Below are 16,234 nucleotides of genomic sequence, written 5' to 3' on the forward strand. Positions count from 1 at the left end.
CCCGAATTCGCGTATGGATTTCGCGCTTGAAGCCGCCCCGAACGGGCTTAAGACACGGAATTGAGAGACAAGAGGGTTTAATGCCTACCGTCAACCAGCTGATCCGCAAGCCGCGCATTGCGCCGGTGAAGCGCAACAAGGTTCCGGCCATGCAGGCCAACCCGCAGAAGCGTGGCGTCTGCACGCGCGTCTATACGACGACGCCGAAGAAGCCGAACTCCGCTCTGCGTAAGGTCGCGAAGATTCGCCTGACCAATGGCTTTGAAGTGATCGGCTACATCCCGGGCGAAGGCCATAACCTTCAGGAGCACTCCGTGGTCATGATCCGCGGCGGTCGCGTGAAGGACCTTCCGGGCGTTCGCTATCACATCATCCGCGGCGTGCTCGACACGCAGGGCGTGAAGAACCGCAAGCAGCGCCGTTCGAAGTACGGTGCAAAGCGTCCGAAGTAATTCGGCTTCTGCAATTAGGCGCTGCGCGAGGTTCTCCGCGTCATATAGCGCCAGTCAAGTTTGAGAGACAAAAGCTATGTCCCGTCGTCACAGTGCAGATAAGCGCGAAATCAACCCGGATCCCAAGTTCGGCGATCTCGTCGTCACCAAGTTCATGAACGCCGTCATGTATGACGGCAAGAAGTCGATCGCCGAAACGATCGTCTACGGTGCGCTTGACCAGGTTCAGGCCAAGACCAAGCAGGAGCCGGTCACTGTCTTCCATCAGGCGCTCGACAATGTCGCGCCGCACGTGGAAGTGCGTTCGCGTCGCGTCGGCGGCGCCACCTACCAGGTTCCGGTCGATGTGCGCCCCGAGCGCCGTCAGGCACTCGCCATTCGCTGGCTGATCACTGCTGCCCGCAACCGCAACGAGACCACCATGGTCGACCGCCTCTCGGGCGAGCTGATGGACGCGGCGAACAACCGCGGCACCGCCGTCAAGAAGCGTGAAGACACCCACAAGATGGCGGAAGCCAACCGCGCCTTCGCGCACTACCGCTGGTAATAGCGCGTCCGAACGACTGAGAGGCACCTCCCATGGCCCGCGAATACAAGATCGAAGACTACCGCAATTTCGGTATCATGGCGCATATCGACGCCGGCAAGACCACGACCACCGAGCGCATCCTTTATTACACGGGCAAGTCGCACAAGATCGGCGAAGTCCATGACGGCGCTGCCACCATGGATTGGATGGAGCAGGAGCAGGAGCGCGGCATCACCATCACGTCCGCTGCCACCACGACCTTCTGGAAGGGCCGTGACGGCCAGCAGCGCCGCTTCAACATCATCGACACCCCCGGCCACGTCGACTTCACCATCGAAGTCGAGCGTTCGCTGCGCGTTCTCGACGGCGCCATTGCGCTGCTCGATGCCAACGCCGGTGTTGAGCCGCAGACCGAGACCGTGTGGCGTCAGGCGGACAAGTACCACGTCCCGCGCATGATCTTCTGCAACAAGATGGACAAGATCGGCGCCGACTTCTATCGCTCGTACGAGATGATCAAGTCGCGCCTCGGTGCGACCGCCGTTGCCGTTCAGCTGCCGATCGGCGCCGAGTCGGAATTCAAGGGCGTCGTCGACCTGATCGAGATGAATGCGCTCGTCTGGCGCGACGAGAGCCTGGGCGCTGCCTGGGACGTCGTCGAGATCCCGGAAGACCTCAAGGCCAAGGCTGAAGAGTTCCGCGAGAAGATGATCGAGACCGCCGTCGAAATGGACGAGACGGCTCTCGAGAACTACCTCGAAGGCAAGATGCCGACCAACGACGAACTGCGCGCGCTGATCCGCAAGGGCACCATCGCCGTCAAGTTCTTCCCGATGTTCTGCGGTTCGGCCTTCAAGAACAAGGGCGTGCAGCCGCTGCTCGACGGCGTCGTCGACTTCCTGCCGTCCCCGCTCGACGTCCCGGCCATCAAGGGCATCGATGCCAAGACCGAAGCCGAGATCGAGCGTCACGCCGACGACAGCGAGCCGCTGTCGATGCTGGCCTTCAAGATCATGAACGATCCGTTCGTCGGTTCGCTGACCTTCTGCCGCATCTACTCGGGCAAGGTGGTCAAGGGCGCTTCGCTCGAAAACACCGTCAAGGGCAAGAAGGAGCGTCTCGGCCGTATGCTGCAGATGCATTCGAACTCGCGTTCGGACATCGAAGAGGCATATGCCGGCGACATCGTTGCTCTGGCCGGCCTCAAGGAAACGACCACCGGCGACACGCTCTGCGATCCGCTGCACCAGGTCATCCTCGAGCGCATGGAATTCCCCGAGCCGGTCATCCAGATCGCGATCGAGCCGAAGACCAAGGGCGACCAGGAAAAGATGGGCCTCGCGCTCAACCGCCTGGCTGCTGAAGATCCGTCGTTCCGCGTCAAGTCGGACGAAGAGTCGGGCCAGACCATCATCGCCGGCATGGGCGAGCTGCACCTCGACATCATCGTCGACCGCATGCGCCGCGAGTTCAAGGTCGAGGCGAATGTCGGCGCTCCGCAGGTTGCATATCGTGAGACGATCACCCGCACCCACGAGCAGGACTACACCCACAAGAAACAGTCGGGTGGTACCGGTCAGTTCGCTCGCGTCAAGCTGGTGTTCGAGCCGAACCCCGAGGGCGAAGACTTCGTCTTCGAATCGAAGATCGTCGGCGGTGCTGTTCCGAAGGAATACATCCCGGGCGTCGACAAGGGCCTCCGCAGCGTCCTGTCGTCGGGTCCGTTCGCTGGCTTCCCGATGATCGGCGTCAAGGCGACGCTCATCGACGGTGCCTACCACGATGTCGACTCGTCGGTTCTCGCCTTCGAAATCGCCGGCCGCGCCTGCCTTCGCGAAGCTGCTCCGAAGCTGGGCGTCCAGCTGCTCGAGCCGATCATGAAGGTCGAAGTCGTCACGCCGGAAGACTATGTCGGCAACGTCATCGGCGACTTGAACAGCCGTCGTGGCCAGATCCAGGGCCAGGAAAGCCGTGGTATCGCCGTCGTCGTCAACGCGATGGTGCCGCTGGCAAACATGTTCAAGTACGTGGACAGCTTGCGTTCGATGTCGCAGGGCCGCGCCCAGTACTCGATGCAGTTCGACCACTACGAGCCGGTTCCGACCGCGGTCGCTCAGGAAGTTCAAAAGAAATACGCGTAATTCCAAGGAATTGCAGCGTTTTATTAATTCAACGCCCTTACTGGGCTAGCAAGAATGGAGACCTCACATGGCAAAAGGTAAATTCGAGCGTAATAAGCCTCATGTGAACATCGGCACGATTGGTCACGTTGACCACGGCAAGACGTCGCTGACTGCTGCGATCACGAAGTATTTCGGCGAGTTCAAGGCCTACGACCAGATCGACGCAGCGCCGGAAGAGAAGGCCCGCGGCATCACGATCTCGACGGCGCACGTCGAGTATGAGACGCCGGCCCGTCACTACGCCCACGTCGACTGCCCCGGCCACGCCGACTACGTCAAGAACATGATCACCGGTGCTGCCCAGATGGACGGCGCGATCCTGGTCGTGTCGGCTGCTGACGGCCCGATGCCGCAGACCCGCGAGCACATCCTGCTCGCCCGTCAGGTTGGCGTTCCCGCCCTGGTGGTGTTCCTGAACAAGGTCGACCTTGTCGACGACGCCGAGCTGCTCGAACTGGTCGAGCTCGAGGTTCGCGAGCTGCTGTCGAAGTACGAATATCCGGGCGACGACATTCCGATGATCAAGGGTTCGGCTGTTGCTGCGCTCAACGATTCGGACAAGAAGATCGGTGAAGACGCGATCCGCGCGCTGATGGAAGCCGTCGACGCCTACATCCCGACGCCGGAGCGTCCGATCGACCGTCCGTTCCTGATGCCGATCGAAGACGTGTTCTCGATCTCGGGCCGTGGCACTGTGGTCACCGGTCGCGTCGAGCGCGGCATCGTCAAGGTTGGCGAAGAAGTCGAGATCGTCGGCATCAAGGCAACCTCGAAGACGACGGTTACCGGCGTTGAAATGTTCCGCAAGCTACTCGATCAGGGCCAGGCTGGCGACAACATCGGCGCGCTGATCCGCGGCGTTGGCCGTGAAGACGTCGAGCGCGGCCAGGTGCTGTGCAAGCCGGGTTCGGTGAAGCCGCACAAGAAGTTCGTGGCTGAAGCCTACATCCTGACCAAGGAAGAGGGTGGCCGTCACACGCCGTTCTTCACCAACTACCGTCCGCAGTTCTACTTCCGCACGACGGACGTGACCGGCATCGTGTCGCTGCCGGAAGGCACCGAGATGGTCATGCCCGGCGACAACATCACCGTCGACGTCGAGCTCATCGTGCCGATCGCCATGGAAGAGAAGCTCCGCTTCGCTATCCGTGAAGGTGGCCGCACCGTCGGCGCCGGCATCGTCGCTTCGATCAAAGAATAATCCGAATTAACGATCTGTCGCGGGCGGGAATACGCCCGCGCCGCGCCAGAACAAGGAAGTGACCATGAACGGACAGAATATCCGCATCCGCCTCAAGGCGTTTGACCACCGGGTTCTCGACGCTTCGACGCGTGAGATCGTGTCGACCGCGAAGCGCACCGGCGCCAATGTTCGCGGCCCGATCCCGCTGCCGACGCGGATCGAGAAGTTCACGGTGAACCGCTCGCCTCACGTCGACAAGAAGAGCCGCGAGCAGTTCGAAATGCGCACGCACAAGCGTCTGCTGGACATCGTCGACCCGACCCCGCAGACCGTCGATGCTCTGATGAAGCTCGACCTCGCGGCAGGTGTGGACGTCGAAATCAAGCTCTAAGAGCTAACATGAGCCGCGCGAACAGATCCAAACGGCTCCTCTGAAGGAAAACGAACCGATGCGTTCAGGTGTAATTGCACAGAAGGTGGGAATGACCCGCGTCTATAATGACGCTGGCGAACACGTTCCCGTCACCGTTCTCCGCATGGAGAACTGCCAGGTCGTGGCGCAGCTGACCAAAGAGAAGAATGGCTACACTGCCGTTCAGCTCGGCGTTGGCCTGGCCAAGGTCAAGAATACGACGAAGGCGTTGCGCGGTCACTTCGCTGCCGCTTCCGTCGAGCCGAAGTCGAAGGTTGCCGAGTTCCGCGTCTCCGCAGACAACATGCTGGACGTTGGCGCCGAGATCACCGTCGAGCATTTCGTCGTTGGCCAGAAGGTCGACGTGACGGGCACGACGATCGGTAAAGGCTTCCAGGGCGTCATCAAGCGCCACCACTTCGGCGGCGGCCGTGCCACCCACGGCAACTCGCTGTCGCACCGCGTTCACGGTTCGACCGGTCAGCGCCAGGACCCGGGCAAGGTGTTCAAGGGCAAGAAGATGGCCGGCCACATGGGCGACGTTCGCGTCACCACCCAGAACGTGGAGGTCGTCTCGACCGACACCGATCGCGGTCTCATCCTGATCCGCGGCGCGGTTCCGGGTTCTAAGGGTGCATGGATCCTGGTTCGCGACGCCGCAAAGGTTGCGCTTCCTGAGAACGCGCCGAAGCCGGCTGCGATCCGCGCTGCCAGCAACAAGGCTCCGGCCAACGAGGGAGCGGAATAATGGACCTCAAGATTACAACCCTCGCAGGCAAGGATGCCGGCAAGGTTGAGCTCTCGGAAGAGATCTTCGGCCTCGACCCGCGCGAAGACGTTCTCCAGCGCGTCGTGCGCTGGCAGCTCGCCAAGAAGCAGCAGGGCACGCACAAGGCCAAGGGCCGCGCGGAAATCGCGCGCACCGGCGCCAAGATGTACAAGCAGAAGGGTACGGGCCGCGCTCGTCACCATTCGGCACGCGCTCCGCAGTTCCGCGGCGGCGGCAAGGCCCACGGCCCGGTCGTTCGCAGCCACGAGCATGACCTTCCCAAGAAGGTCCGCGCTCTCGGCCTGAAGCACGCCCTGTCGGCCAAGGCCAAGGCATCGAACCTGATCATCGTCGACGAGCTGACGCTCGCCGAGGGCAAGACCAAGGCGCTGATCGCGAACTTCGCGACGCTGGGCCTGACCAATGCCCTGGTGATCGGTGGTGCTGAGCTTGACCTCAACTTCAAGCGCGCAGCGACCAACATCCCGAACATCGATGTCCTGCCGATCCAGGGCATCAACGTTTACGACATTCTGCGCCGCGGCACGCTGGTCCTTTCGAAGGCCGCCGTCGAGGCTCTCGAGGAGCGCTTCAAATGACGGATCTCCGCCACTATGACGTGATCGTCTCGCCGGCGATCACTGAAAAGTCGACCATGGCTTCGGAAAACAACCAGGTCGTCTTCAATGTCGCCAAGAAGGCGAGCAAGCCCGAGATCAAGGCTGCCGTCGAAGCGCTGTTCGGCGTGAAGGTGACTGCTGTGAACACCCTGGTCCGCAAGGGCAAGGTGAAGCGCTTCCGCGGCACGATCGGCCGCCAGAGCGACGTCAAGAAGGCGGTAGTGACGCTGGCCGATGGCCAGTCGATCGACGTCGCGACGGGTCTCTGAGCTGGGCTGAGAGGACAGGACAATGGCACTTAAGAAATTCAAGCCAGTAACGCCGAGCACGCGCCAGCTGGTCATCGTCGACCGCTCGGGTCTGCACAAGGGCAAGCCCGTCAAGGGTCTGACCGAAGGCCTGACCAAGTCGGGCGGTCGTAACAACTACGGCCGCATCACGGCTCGCTTCATCGGCGGCGGTCACAAGCGTTCGTACCGTATCATCGACTTCAAGCGTCGCAAGTTCGACGTCGTCGGCACGGTCGAGCGTCTCGAGTACGATCCGAACCGCACCGCCTTCATCGCACTGATCAAGTACGACGATGGTGAGCTGAGCTACATCATTGCTCCGCAGCGTCTGCAGGCCGGCGACAAGATCATCGCTGGTGAGCAGGTCGACGTGAAGCCGGGCAATGCAATGCCGCTCGCTTCGATGCCGGTCGGCACGATCGTCCACAACATCGAGCTGAAGCCCGGCAAGGGCGGTCAGGTCGCTCGTTCGGCTGGTGCTTACGCCCAGCTCGTCGGCCGCGACCAGGGCATGGCGATCCTTCGCCTCAACTCGGGTGAACAGCGCGTCGTCAGCGGTCTCTGCATCGCCACCGTCGGCGCCGTGTCCAACCCGGACCACGGCAACATCAACGACGGCAAGGCCGGTCGTACGGTCTGGCGTGGCAAGCGTCCGCACAACCGCGGCGTGACCATGAACCCGGTCGACCATCCGCACGGCGGTGGTGAAGGCCGCACCTCGGGCGGACGCCATCCGGTGACCCCGTGGGGCAAGCCCACCAAGGGCAAGAAGACGCGGTCCAACAAGGCGACCGACAAGTTCATCCTGCGCTCGCGCCATCAGCGCAAGAGCTAAGAAGAGGTAACGCCAGTGACTCGTTCAGTCTGGAAAGGCCCGTTCATTGACGGCTATCTGCTCAAGAAGGCAGAGAAGGTTCGTGAAGGCGGTCGCAATGAGGTGATCAAGATGTGGAGCCGTCGCTCCACCGTCCTGCCGCAGTTCGTCGGCCTCACCTTCGGTGTCTACAACGGCCAGAAGCACGTCCCGGTCTCGGTGAACGAGGACATGGTCGGCCACAAGTTCGGTGAGTTCGCTCCCACCAGGACCTACTACGGTCACGGCGCGGACAAGAAGGCAAAGAGGAAGTAACATGGGCAAGGCCAAAGCTCCGCGCAGGCTTGCTGACAACGAGGCACGTGCGGTCCTCCGCACGATCCGGGTCAGCCCGCAGAAGCTCAACCTCGTTGCCGCGCTTATCCGCGGCAAGAAGGTAGCGACCGCGCTTTCGGATCTGGAATTTTCGCGCAAGCGCATCGCCGGAACGGTTAAGAAGACCCTCGAATCGGCTATCGCCAACGCGGAAAACAATCACGACCTCGATGTCGATGCACTGGTGGTGGCGGAAGCCTTTGTCGGTAAGTCGATCGTCATGAAGCGTTTCCACGCTCGTGGCCGTGGTCGCGCCAGCCGCATTGAGAAGCCGTTTTCGCACCTCACGATCGTCGTTCGTGAAGTCGAAGAGAAAGGGGAGGCCGCATAATGGGCCAGAAAATCAATCCAATTGGTCTCCGCCTCGGCATCAACCGCACCTGGGACTCGCGTTGGTACGCAAACACCGGTGAGTACGGCCAGCTGCTCCACGAAGACATCAAGATCCGCAAGTATCTTGAGGCCGAGTTGAAGCAGGCCGCGATCTCCAAGGTCGTGATCGAGCGTCCGCACAAGAAGTGCCGCGTGACCATTCACGCAGCACGTCCGGGCCTGATCATTGGCAAGAAGGGCGCCGACATCGAAAAGCTTCGCAAGAAGCTGATGGAGATGACGAAGTCCGAGACGCACCTCAACATCGTCGAGGTTCGCAAGCCGGAGACCGACGCTACGCTGGTCGCACAGTCGATCGCACAGCAGCTCGAGCGCCGCATCGCCTTCCGTCGCGCCATGAAGCGCGCGGTGCAGTCGGCCATGCGTCTCGGCGCAGAGGGCATCCGCATCAACTGCTCGGGCCGTCTCGGCGGCGCTGAAATCGCACGTATGGAGTGGTACCGCGAAGGTCGCGTTCCGCTGCACACGCTGCGCGCCGACGTCGACTACGGCACTGCCGAGGCAAAGACCGCCTACGGCATCTGCGGCGTCAAGGTGTGGGTGTTCAAGGGCGAGATCCTCGAGCACGATCCGATGGCTTCCGAGCGTCGCGCAACCGAAGGCGAGCATTCGCATGCTGGCGAGCGCCCTGAGCGCCGCCGTCGCGAAAACGCCTGATACGCATAGGAATTTGGAGTTAGAACGATGCTGCAGCCAAAGCGCACAAAGTTCCGTAAGCAGTTCAAGGGCCGCATCCACGGTACCGCGAAGGGTGGCACCAACCTGGATTTCGGCGGCTTCGGACTGAAGGCGCTTGAGCCGAACCGCGTCACCGCGCGTGAGATCGAGGCGGCTCGCCGCGCGATCACCCGCGAAATGAAACGTCAGGGCCGCGTCTGGATCCGTATTTTCCCGGACGTCCCCGTCACGTCGAAGCCGACCGAAGTCCGCATGGGTAAGGGCAAGGGCGCCGTCGACTACTGGGCATGCCGCATCAAGCCAGGTCGCGTGATGTTCGAGATCGATGGTGTCTCTGAGGAAGTGGCGCGTGAAGCGCTGCGTCTCGGCGCCGCCAAGCTCTCGGTCAGGACGCGCTTCGTTCAGCGCATCGCAGAATAAGGAAGGGCTGATCATGAAAGCCTCGGACATCAGGACGAAGACCCAGGACCAGCTCACTGACGAGCTCGCCAGCCTCAAGAAGGAGCAGTTCAACCTGCGCTTCCAGAAGGCGACCGGTCAGCTGGAAAAGACGGCGCGCGTGAAACAAGTTCGTAAGGACATCGCGCGTATCAAGACCATCGCCGCCGAGAAGTCGGCCGGCAAGAAGGCTTAAGGACGAAAACCATGCCAAAGCGCATCCTGCAGGGTACGGTCGTCAGCGACAAGAACGAGAAGACGGTCGTCGTCAAGGTCGAGCGTCGCTTCACGCACCCGGTGATGAAGAAGACCGTGCGTATGTCGAAGAACTACAAGGCGCACGACGAAAACAACGCCCACAAGGTGGGGGATCAGGTGTCTATCCAGGAATCGAAGCCGATTTCCAAGGATAAGCGCTGGGTCGTCATCACCCCGGACCAGGCGTAACAACGAATTTTGGACAAGCCGGGGAGGGCGGTAGCCCATCCCGTTAGAGAAGAAGAAGGCGGCCAGTCATGATTCAGATGCAAACAAACCTCGACGTCGCGGATAATTCCGGCGCCCGTCGTGTCATGTGCATCAAGGTGCTGGGCGGCTCGAAGCGGAAGTATGCTTCTGTTGGCGACATCATCGTGGTGTCGATCAAGGAAGCCATTCCGCGCGGCCGCGTTAAGAAGGGTGACGTGATGAAGGCGGTCGTGGTTCGCACGGCCAAGGACATTCGTCGTCCGGACGGCAGCGTGATCCGTTTCGACAAGAACGCGGCCGTTCTTGTCGATAACAAGAAAGAACCTATCGGCACGCGTATCTTCGGGCCGGTTCCGCGCGAACTCCGCGCCAAGAACCACATGAAGATCATCTCGCTCGCGCCCGAAGTGCTGTAAGGAGCCGGAACAATGCAGAAGATCCGTAAAGGCGACAAGGTTGTCGTTCTGGCCGGCAAGGACAGGGGCCGCACCGGCGAGGTGCTGTCTGTCCAGCCGAAGGAAGACAAGGCAGTTGTCCGCGGCGTGAACATGATCCGCCGCCACCAGAAGCAGTCCCAGACCCAAGAGGGCGGGATCATTACCAAGGAAGCGCCGATCCACCTGTCGAACCTCGCGCTCGTCGACCCCAAGGATGGCAAGCCGACCCGCGTCGGCTTCCAGGTCCAGAAGGACGGCACGAAGGTGCGTGTCGCCAAGCGCTCGGGAGAAGTCATCAATGGCTAAGGCAACCAACGAGCCGCGTCTGAAGAAGGTCTACAACGAGACCATCCGCCAGGCGATGCAGGAACAGTTCAAGTACGACAACGTCATGCAGATTCCGCGCATCGACAAGATCGTGCTCAACATGGGTGTTGGCGAAGCCACCGCGGATTCGAAGAAGCCGTCGGTTGCCGCTGAAGACCTGGCCATGATCGCCGGCCAGAAGCCGGTCATCACCCGCGCTCGCAAGTCGATCGCTGGCTTCAAGGTGCGTGAGCAGATGCCGATCGGCGCCAAGGTGACGCTCCGCCAGGAGCGCATGTACGAGTTTCTGGACCGCCTCGTGAACATCGCACTGCCGCGCGTTCGCGACTTTCGCGGTCTGAACCCGAAAAGCTTTGACGGCCGCGGAAATTACGCTATGGGCCTGAAGGAGCATATCGTGTTCCCTGAGATCAACTACGACAAGGTTGATCAGATGTGGGGTATGGACATCATCGTTTGCACGACCGCCAAGACGGACGAAGAAGCCCGGGCTCTGCTCAAGGCCTTCAACTTCCCCTTCCGGCAGTAACGGCAGCGAGAAAAGGAAAAATCTGAAATGGCAAAGACCAGCTCAGTCGAGAAGAACAATCGGCGCCGCAAGCTTGTGGACCAGTACGCTGCCAAGCGTAAGGCCCTCAAGGACGTCGTCATGGATCAGGCCAAGCCGATCGAGGAACGCTTCCGCGCGCAGCTCAAGCTCGCCGCGCTGCCGCGCAACTCGGCAAAGATCCGTATTCGTAATCGCTGCGAAGTGACCGGCCGCCCGCGCGCCTACTATCGCAAGCTTAAGATGTCGCGTATCGCGCTTCGCGACCTGGGCTCGATCGGGGCGATCCCCGGTCTGGTCAAGTCGAGCTGGTAAGGAGCATTTGACATGTCTTTGAGTGATCCTCTCGGCGATATGCTGACCCGCATCCGCAACGCCTATGGCCGCAAGAAGTCGACCGTGTCGACGCCTGCGTCCAGGCTGCGCGCCCGTGTTCTCGACGTGCTGAAGGCGGAAGGCTACATCCGCGACTACAGCCAGACCGACTTCGAAAACGGCAAGTCCGAGATCGAAATCGAGCTGAAGTACTTCGACGGCCAGCCGGTTATCCGCGAAATCGCCCGCGTCTCCAAGCCGGGCCGCCGCGTCTACGTCTCGTCCAAGTCGATTCCGCCTGTTGCCAATGGCCTCGGCATCTCGATCCTTTCGACCCCGAAGGGCGTGATGGCCGACCACGAAGCGCGCGAACAGAACGTCGGCGGGGAAATCCTCTGCCAGATCTTCTGATCTGCGTAGGCTGAAACAAGAAAGGCACGAGGACTATGTCTCGTATTGGCAAGAAACCCGTTCAGCTTCCGCAGGGCGTTACCGCTTCCGTCGACGGCCAGACCGTCACGGCCAAGGGGCCCAAGGGCGAGCTGAAGTTCGTGGTCAACAACGAAGTTCTGGTCACGATGGAAAACGGCGAAATCGCTGTTCAGCCGCGCGATCAGTCGAAGGACGCGCGCTCCAAGTGGGGCATGTCGCGGACGCAGATCGTCAACATCCTGACGGGTGTTAAGGACGGCTTCGAAAAGAAGCTCGAGATCACCGGCGTCGGTTACCGTGCAGCGCTCCAGGGCAAGAACCTGCAGCTGGCACTTGGCTTCTCGCATGACGTCGTCTATCAGACGCCGGAAGGCATCACCATCACGGTGCCGAAGCCGACCGAAATCGTGGTCAACGGCATCAACAAGCAGCAAGTCGGCCAGGTCGCTGCCGAGATCCGCGAATACCGCGGTCCCGAGCCTTACAAGGGCAAGGGCGTGCGCTATGCAGGCGAGAAGATCGTCCGCAAAGAAGGCAAGAAGAAGTAACAACAACGCCGCGGTGCGCGGTCGCGGGAAGCAATTGGGCTTACCGCAGATGGCCGCGCCCGTTTCAGAAGGCAAGGAACTGCTACTATGGCTTCGAAAGAAACCACCCTGCGCCGTTCGGCGCGTATCCGCCGCCAGATCAAGAAGGTCGCCAACGGCCGTCCGCGCCTGTCGGTTCACCGCACGTCGAAGAATATCTACGTCCAGGTCATCGACGACGCCAACGGCCGTACGCTCGCTGCCGCTTCGACCCTCGAGAAGGATCTCAAGGGCTCGCTGAAGACCGGCGCCGACACTGCTGCCGCGACCGCGGTTGGCAAGCTGATCGCCGAGCGTGCTTCGAAGGCTGGCGTCAAGGACGTCGTTTTCGATCGTGGCGCCTACATCTATCACGGCCGCGTCAAGGCACTTGCCGAAGCCGCACGTGAAGGTGGCCTCAACTTCTGATGCAGTCTACGGCGTAGCGCGTGGCGCTGTGCCGCATTTCTGAGCAGTTGCAATAAATCCGGCGACGCTATAGACGCCGGATTTGGTTTTTAACCCCCGTGCTTCCGGAAAAAAATAAGGATAGGAATATGGCACAAGAACGTAGGGAAGGTGGTCGCGACCGTAGCCGTGACCGCGAAGAGCGCGACAGCGAGTTCGTCGATAAGCTCGTCCACATCAACCGCGTTGCCAAGGTCGTCAAGGGCGGCCGGCGTTTCGGTTTTGCGGCACTCGTCGTCGTCGGAGACCAGAAGGGCCGTGTTGGCTTTGGTCACGGCAAGGCGCGCGAAGTGCCGGAAGCGATCCGCAAGGCAACCGAATCGGCAAAGCGCGACATGATCTTCGTGCCGCTCCGCTCGGGCCGTACGCTGCACCACGATGTTGAAGGCCGTTGGGGCGCTGGTCGCGTTCTGCTGCGCTCTGCCAAGCAGGGTACCGGCATCATCGCCGGCGGTCCGATGCGCGCTGTCTTCGAGACGCTCGGCATGCACGACGTCGTCGCCAAGTCGATGGGTTCGTCGAACCCGTACAACATGGTTCGTGCGACCTTCGATGCGCTGAAGAGCCAGATGCATCCGAAGGATGTGGCTGCACAGCGCGGCATCAAGTACTCGACGCTTCAGGCCCGCCGCGGCACCGCCGTAGCGGCTGAAGAATAGTCGCTCGAGCTGACCAGGGACAATGACCATGGCCAAGAAAGCAACCAAGACCATCACCGTCGAGCAGATCGGCAGCCCGATCCGTCGTCCGAAGGAACAGCGCGCAACGCTGGTCGGCCTCGGCCTCAACAAGATGCATCGCAAGCGCACGCTGGAGGATACTCCTTCGGTGCGTGGCATGATCGCAGCTGTCCAGCACCTCGTCCGCGTTGTGGACGAGGCGTAAGCCGAGCGCAGGAGATAGAAGATGAAACTCAACGATCTGCGTGACAACGCCGGCGCGACCCACTCCAAGAAGCGTCTTGGCCGTGGTATCGGCTCCGGCTCCGGCAAGACCGGCGGCCGCGGCGTGAAGGGCCAGAAGGCTCGTTCGGGCGTCGCGATCAACGGCTTCGAGGGTGGCCAGATGCCGCTCTACCGTCGCCTGCCGAAGCGCGGCTTCACCAACATCTTTGCAAAGAGCTTCGTCACCGTTTCGCTGGCCCGCATCCAGGCCGCGATCGATGCCAAGAAGCTCGACGCAAAGGAGACCGTGACCGGTGAGGCGCTCGTCAAGGCCGGCGTGATTCGCCGCGTCAAGGACGGCGTCCGCATCCTCGGCGACGGCGAACTCAAGGCCAAGGTGGCCTTTGATGTTGCCGGCGCTTCCAAGCCGGCGATCGAGAAGATCGAAAAGGCTGGAGGATCGGTGAAGCTGCCTGAAGTGGCAGCCGCCGAGTAAAAGGCTTTGCAAAGTAAGCGGCGGTAGAGATACCGCCGCTTGCATGTTTGCCTCCCGGAGCCTATCTCGTGGCTTCGGTGACACGCGCCGCGCCCATCGCGGCATTTCGGCGTGACCAAGCGGAGTACCCTGAATGGCATCGGCTGCTGAACAACTAGCATCCAATCTGAATTTCGCAGCCTTCGCCAAGGCCGAAGACCTCAAGAAGCGCATCTGGTTCACGCTTGGCGCGCTTTTGGTCTACCGCCTCGGTACCTACATTCCGCTTCCGGGAATCAACCCCGACGCATTCGCGCAGGCTTTCACCCAGCAGAGCCGCGGCGTGCTCGGCATCTTCAACATGTTTGCCGGTGGTGCTGTCGAGCGCATGGCGCTCTTTGCGCTCGGCATCATGCCCTACATCTCCGCCTCCATCATCATGCAGCTCATGACGTCGGTCGTGCCGTCGCTTGAAGCGCTGAAGAAGGAAGGCGAGCAGGGCCGCAAGATCATCAACCAGTACACCCGCTACGGCACCGTGCTGCTGGCGGTCGTCCAGGCTTATGGCATTTCCGCCGGCCTCGAGGGCGGCAACGGCATCGTTACCGATCCGGGCATGTTCTTCCGTGCCTCGACGGTCATCACGCTTGTCGGCGGCACAATGTTCCTGATGTGGCTCGGCGAGCAGATCACCGCGCGCGGCATCGGCAACGGCATTTCACTGATCATCTTCGCCGGCATCGTCGCAGGCCTTCCGAGCGCCATCAGCGGCACGCTGGAACTCGGCCGCACCGGTGCTCTGTCGACCGGCCTGATTCTCGCGATCATCGTTCTGGCGATCGTCGTCATTGCCCTGATCGTCTTCTTCGAGCGTGCCCAGCGTCGCCTTTTGATCCAGTATCCGAAGCGCCAGGTCGGCAATCGGATGTTCCAGGGCGATACGTCGCACCTGCCGCTGAAGCTGAACACCGCAGGCGTTATTCCTCCGATCTTCGCCTCGTCGCTGCTGCTGTTGCCGGCGACCGTCGCGGGCTTCTCGAACACCGCAACGCTGCCCGGCTGGGTGAGCACTGTCATGGCCGCTCTCGGCCATGGTCAGCCGCTCTACATGCTGCTCTACGCCGCGATGATCGTCTTTTTTGCCTTCTTCTACACGGCAATCGTCTTTAATCCGAAGGACACTGCCGACCAGCTGAAGAAGCATTCGGGCTTCATCCCCGGCTATCGCCCCGGCGAACGCACGGCGGAATATATCGACTACGTGCTGACCCGCGTCACCGTCATCGGCGCTGCCTACCTGGTCGTCATCTGCTTGATGCCCGAGTTCCTGATTTCGGCAACCGGCGTTCCGTTCTACCTTGGTGGTACTTCGCTTCTGATCGTGGTCAATGTAACCCTTGATACCGTGGCGCAGATTCAGGGTCACCTGATCGCCCACCAGTACGAGGGGCTGATCAAGAAGTCGAAGCTCCGTGGAGGTAAGAGGGGAAGATGAAGCTTATTTTGCTGGGACCGCCCGGGGCGGGGAAGGGCACTCAGGCGCAGAGGCTGGTTGAAAAGCACGGTATCCCGCAGCTTTCCACTGGTGACATGTTGCGGGCCGCAGTGAAGGCCGAGACGGAAGTTGGCAAGCGCGCAAAGGCTGTCATGGACGCCGGCGAGCTGGTTTCGGACGAGATCGTCAATGCCATCGTCGCCGAGCGAATCGACCAGGACGACTGCGCCAAGGGTTTCATCCTCGACGGTTACCCGCGCACGCTGGCGCAGGCCGATGCAGTCGCTGACATGCTGGCCGAACGCGGCCTGCATCTCGACGTGGTGATCGAGCTCGTCGTCGACGACAAGGCACTCGTTGGCCGGATTCTGAAGCGCGCCGAGGAAGCACAGGCTGCTGGCCAACCGGTTCGCAAGGACGACAATGCCAAGGTGTTCGAAGAACGCTTGCGCGAGTACTACAAGAAGACGGCGCCGTTGATCGGCTACTACTACGCCAACGACCTGCTCAAGCAGGTCGACGGAATGGCCGACATGGACGACGTTACCGCGCAGATTGAAGCCGTCATCGCAGCGGTCACGCACTAAAAACAGCCGTCGTGCTTGACTGACGGGCTGTACTGGCGTATGGCGGCCCGTCTTCCATTCAGGCATGACGGTGTTTGCCCGTTAGGGTGCATAGTCA

At 61.3% G+C, this 16,234-nt stretch carries 27 protein-coding genes; all 27 read left to right on the plus strand.

Annotation, left to right across the window (positions count from 1 at the left end):
* Positions 1–80 precede the first annotated feature (80 nt).
* Complete coding sequence (gene rpsL / locus H5P29_RS18535) at positions 81–452, plus strand: 30S ribosomal protein S12 (protein WP_008837709.1); 372 nt, start codon at positions 81–83, stop codon at positions 450–452.
* Between the two features lie 76 nt (positions 453–528).
* On the plus strand, positions 529–999 hold the full coding sequence (gene rpsG, locus H5P29_RS18540) for a 30S ribosomal protein S7 (protein WP_067961877.1): 471 nt from the start codon (positions 529–531) through the stop codon (positions 997–999).
* A gap of 32 nt (positions 1,000–1,031) precedes the next feature.
* Positions 1,032–3,122, plus strand: a complete 2,091-nt coding sequence (gene fusA / locus H5P29_RS18545; protein WP_067961879.1) for an elongation factor G — start codon at positions 1,032–1,034, stop codon at positions 3,120–3,122.
* A 67-nt stretch (positions 3,123–3,189) separates the two neighbouring features.
* Positions 3,190–4,365: an elongation factor Tu gene (gene tuf / locus H5P29_RS18550; protein WP_067961853.1), complete on the plus strand. Its 1,176-nt coding sequence runs from the start codon at positions 3,190–3,192 to the stop codon at positions 4,363–4,365.
* Between the two features lie 64 nt (positions 4,366–4,429).
* The gene (rpsJ, locus tag H5P29_RS18555; RefSeq protein ID WP_006205468.1) at positions 4,430–4,738 is read left to right on the plus strand and encodes a 30S ribosomal protein S10; all 309 of its coding nucleotides are present in this window, start codon (positions 4,430–4,432) and stop codon (positions 4,736–4,738) included.
* A 58-nt stretch (positions 4,739–4,796) separates the two neighbouring features.
* Positions 4,797–5,507: a 50S ribosomal protein L3 gene (gene rplC / locus H5P29_RS18560; protein WP_067961881.1), complete on the plus strand. Its 711-nt coding sequence runs from the start codon at positions 4,797–4,799 to the stop codon at positions 5,505–5,507.
* Positions 5,507–6,127, plus strand: coding sequence for a 50S ribosomal protein L4 (rplD, locus tag H5P29_RS18565; RefSeq protein WP_055976408.1), 621 nt, complete (start codon positions 5,507–5,509; stop codon positions 6,125–6,127). The genes rplC and rplD overlap by 1 nt, the downstream gene beginning before the upstream one ends.
* A complete protein-coding gene (locus H5P29_RS18570; protein ID WP_067961884.1) occupies positions 6,124–6,417 on the plus strand; it encodes a 50S ribosomal protein L23 in 294 nt (97 codons plus the stop codon). The genes rplD and H5P29_RS18570 overlap by 4 nt, the downstream gene beginning before the upstream one ends.
* Before the next feature lie 22 nt (positions 6,418–6,439).
* A complete protein-coding gene (rplB, locus tag H5P29_RS18575; RefSeq protein WP_055976411.1) occupies positions 6,440–7,273 on the plus strand; it encodes a 50S ribosomal protein L2 in 834 nt (277 codons plus the stop codon).
* 15 nt (positions 7,274–7,288) lie between these two features.
* On the plus strand, positions 7,289–7,567 hold the full coding sequence (gene rpsS / locus H5P29_RS18580; RefSeq protein WP_055976414.1) for a 30S ribosomal protein S19: 279 nt from the start codon (positions 7,289–7,291) through the stop codon (positions 7,565–7,567).
* Position 7,568: 1 nt separating this feature from the next.
* Positions 7,569–7,958 (plus strand): 50S ribosomal protein L22, encoded by a 390-nt coding sequence (gene rplV, locus H5P29_RS18585; protein WP_055976417.1) that lies wholly within the window; start codon positions 7,569–7,571, stop codon positions 7,956–7,958.
* Entirely contained in the window at positions 7,958–8,677 is a 720-nt protein-coding gene (gene rpsC / locus H5P29_RS18590; protein WP_067961888.1) for a 30S ribosomal protein S3, read from the plus strand. Before rplV ends, rpsC begins: the two co-directional genes overlap by 1 nt.
* Before the next feature lie 27 nt (positions 8,678–8,704).
* Positions 8,705–9,118 carry a 50S ribosomal protein L16 gene (gene rplP / locus H5P29_RS18595; RefSeq protein WP_055976423.1) on the plus strand — a complete coding sequence of 138 codons (414 nt, stop codon included), beginning with the start codon at positions 8,705–8,707 and terminating at the stop codon, positions 9,116–9,118.
* A gap of 13 nt (positions 9,119–9,131) precedes the next feature.
* Positions 9,132–9,332: a 50S ribosomal protein L29 gene (gene rpmC, locus H5P29_RS18600; protein WP_018427849.1), complete on the plus strand. Its 201-nt coding sequence runs from the start codon at positions 9,132–9,134 to the stop codon at positions 9,330–9,332.
* An 11-nt stretch (positions 9,333–9,343) separates the two neighbouring features.
* A complete protein-coding gene (gene rpsQ, locus H5P29_RS18605; protein WP_055976426.1) occupies positions 9,344–9,583 on the plus strand; it encodes a 30S ribosomal protein S17 in 240 nt (79 codons plus the stop codon).
* Positions 9,584–9,651: 68 nt separating this feature from the next.
* Positions 9,652–10,020 (plus strand): 50S ribosomal protein L14, encoded by a 369-nt coding sequence (rplN, locus tag H5P29_RS18610; protein ID WP_006205457.1) that lies wholly within the window; start codon positions 9,652–9,654, stop codon positions 10,018–10,020.
* A 12-nt stretch (positions 10,021–10,032) separates the two neighbouring features.
* Positions 10,033–10,347 carry a 50S ribosomal protein L24 gene (gene rplX, locus H5P29_RS18615; RefSeq protein ID WP_154384197.1) on the plus strand — a complete coding sequence of 105 codons (315 nt, stop codon included), beginning with the start codon at positions 10,033–10,035 and terminating at the stop codon, positions 10,345–10,347.
* Positions 10,340–10,897, plus strand: coding sequence for a 50S ribosomal protein L5 (gene rplE / locus H5P29_RS18620; RefSeq protein WP_067961892.1), 558 nt, complete (start codon positions 10,340–10,342; stop codon positions 10,895–10,897). The genes rplX and rplE overlap by 8 nt, the downstream gene beginning before the upstream one ends.
* A gap of 27 nt (positions 10,898–10,924) precedes the next feature.
* Entirely contained in the window at positions 10,925–11,230 is a 306-nt protein-coding gene (rpsN, locus tag H5P29_RS18625) for a 30S ribosomal protein S14 (protein ID WP_067961894.1), read from the plus strand.
* A gap of 12 nt (positions 11,231–11,242) precedes the next feature.
* Complete coding sequence (rpsH, locus tag H5P29_RS18630; RefSeq protein ID WP_067961896.1) at positions 11,243–11,641, plus strand: 30S ribosomal protein S8; 399 nt, start codon at positions 11,243–11,245, stop codon at positions 11,639–11,641.
* A gap of 35 nt (positions 11,642–11,676) precedes the next feature.
* Positions 11,677–12,210 carry a 50S ribosomal protein L6 gene (rplF, locus tag H5P29_RS18635; RefSeq protein ID WP_067961897.1) on the plus strand — a complete coding sequence of 178 codons (534 nt, stop codon included), beginning with the start codon at positions 11,677–11,679 and terminating at the stop codon, positions 12,208–12,210.
* Between the two features lie 87 nt (positions 12,211–12,297).
* On the plus strand, positions 12,298–12,657 hold the full coding sequence (gene rplR, locus H5P29_RS18640; RefSeq protein ID WP_067961899.1) for a 50S ribosomal protein L18: 360 nt from the start codon (positions 12,298–12,300) through the stop codon (positions 12,655–12,657).
* A gap of 128 nt (positions 12,658–12,785) precedes the next feature.
* A complete protein-coding gene (rpsE, locus tag H5P29_RS18645) occupies positions 12,786–13,355 on the plus strand; it encodes a 30S ribosomal protein S5 (RefSeq protein ID WP_067961902.1) in 570 nt (189 codons plus the stop codon).
* Between the two features lie 28 nt (positions 13,356–13,383).
* A complete protein-coding gene (rpmD, locus tag H5P29_RS18650) occupies positions 13,384–13,581 on the plus strand; it encodes a 50S ribosomal protein L30 (RefSeq protein WP_067961904.1) in 198 nt (65 codons plus the stop codon).
* 21 nt (positions 13,582–13,602) lie between these two features.
* Positions 13,603–14,076, plus strand: a complete 474-nt coding sequence (rplO, locus tag H5P29_RS18655; RefSeq protein WP_067961906.1) for a 50S ribosomal protein L15 — start codon at positions 13,603–13,605, stop codon at positions 14,074–14,076.
* A 133-nt stretch (positions 14,077–14,209) separates the two neighbouring features.
* Positions 14,210–15,550, plus strand: a complete 1,341-nt coding sequence (gene secY / locus H5P29_RS18660; RefSeq protein WP_067961908.1) for a preprotein translocase subunit SecY — start codon at positions 14,210–14,212, stop codon at positions 15,548–15,550.
* Positions 15,547–16,137, plus strand: a complete 591-nt coding sequence (locus tag H5P29_RS18665) for an adenylate kinase (protein ID WP_154384198.1) — start codon at positions 15,547–15,549, stop codon at positions 16,135–16,137. Before secY ends, H5P29_RS18665 begins: the two co-directional genes overlap by 4 nt.
* Positions 16,138–16,234: the final 97 nt, after the last annotated feature.

The organism is Aminobacter sp. MDW-2, from assembly GCF_014250155.1.
Taxonomy (GTDB): Bacteria; Pseudomonadota; Alphaproteobacteria; order Rhizobiales; family Rhizobiaceae; genus Aminobacter; species Aminobacter ciceronei.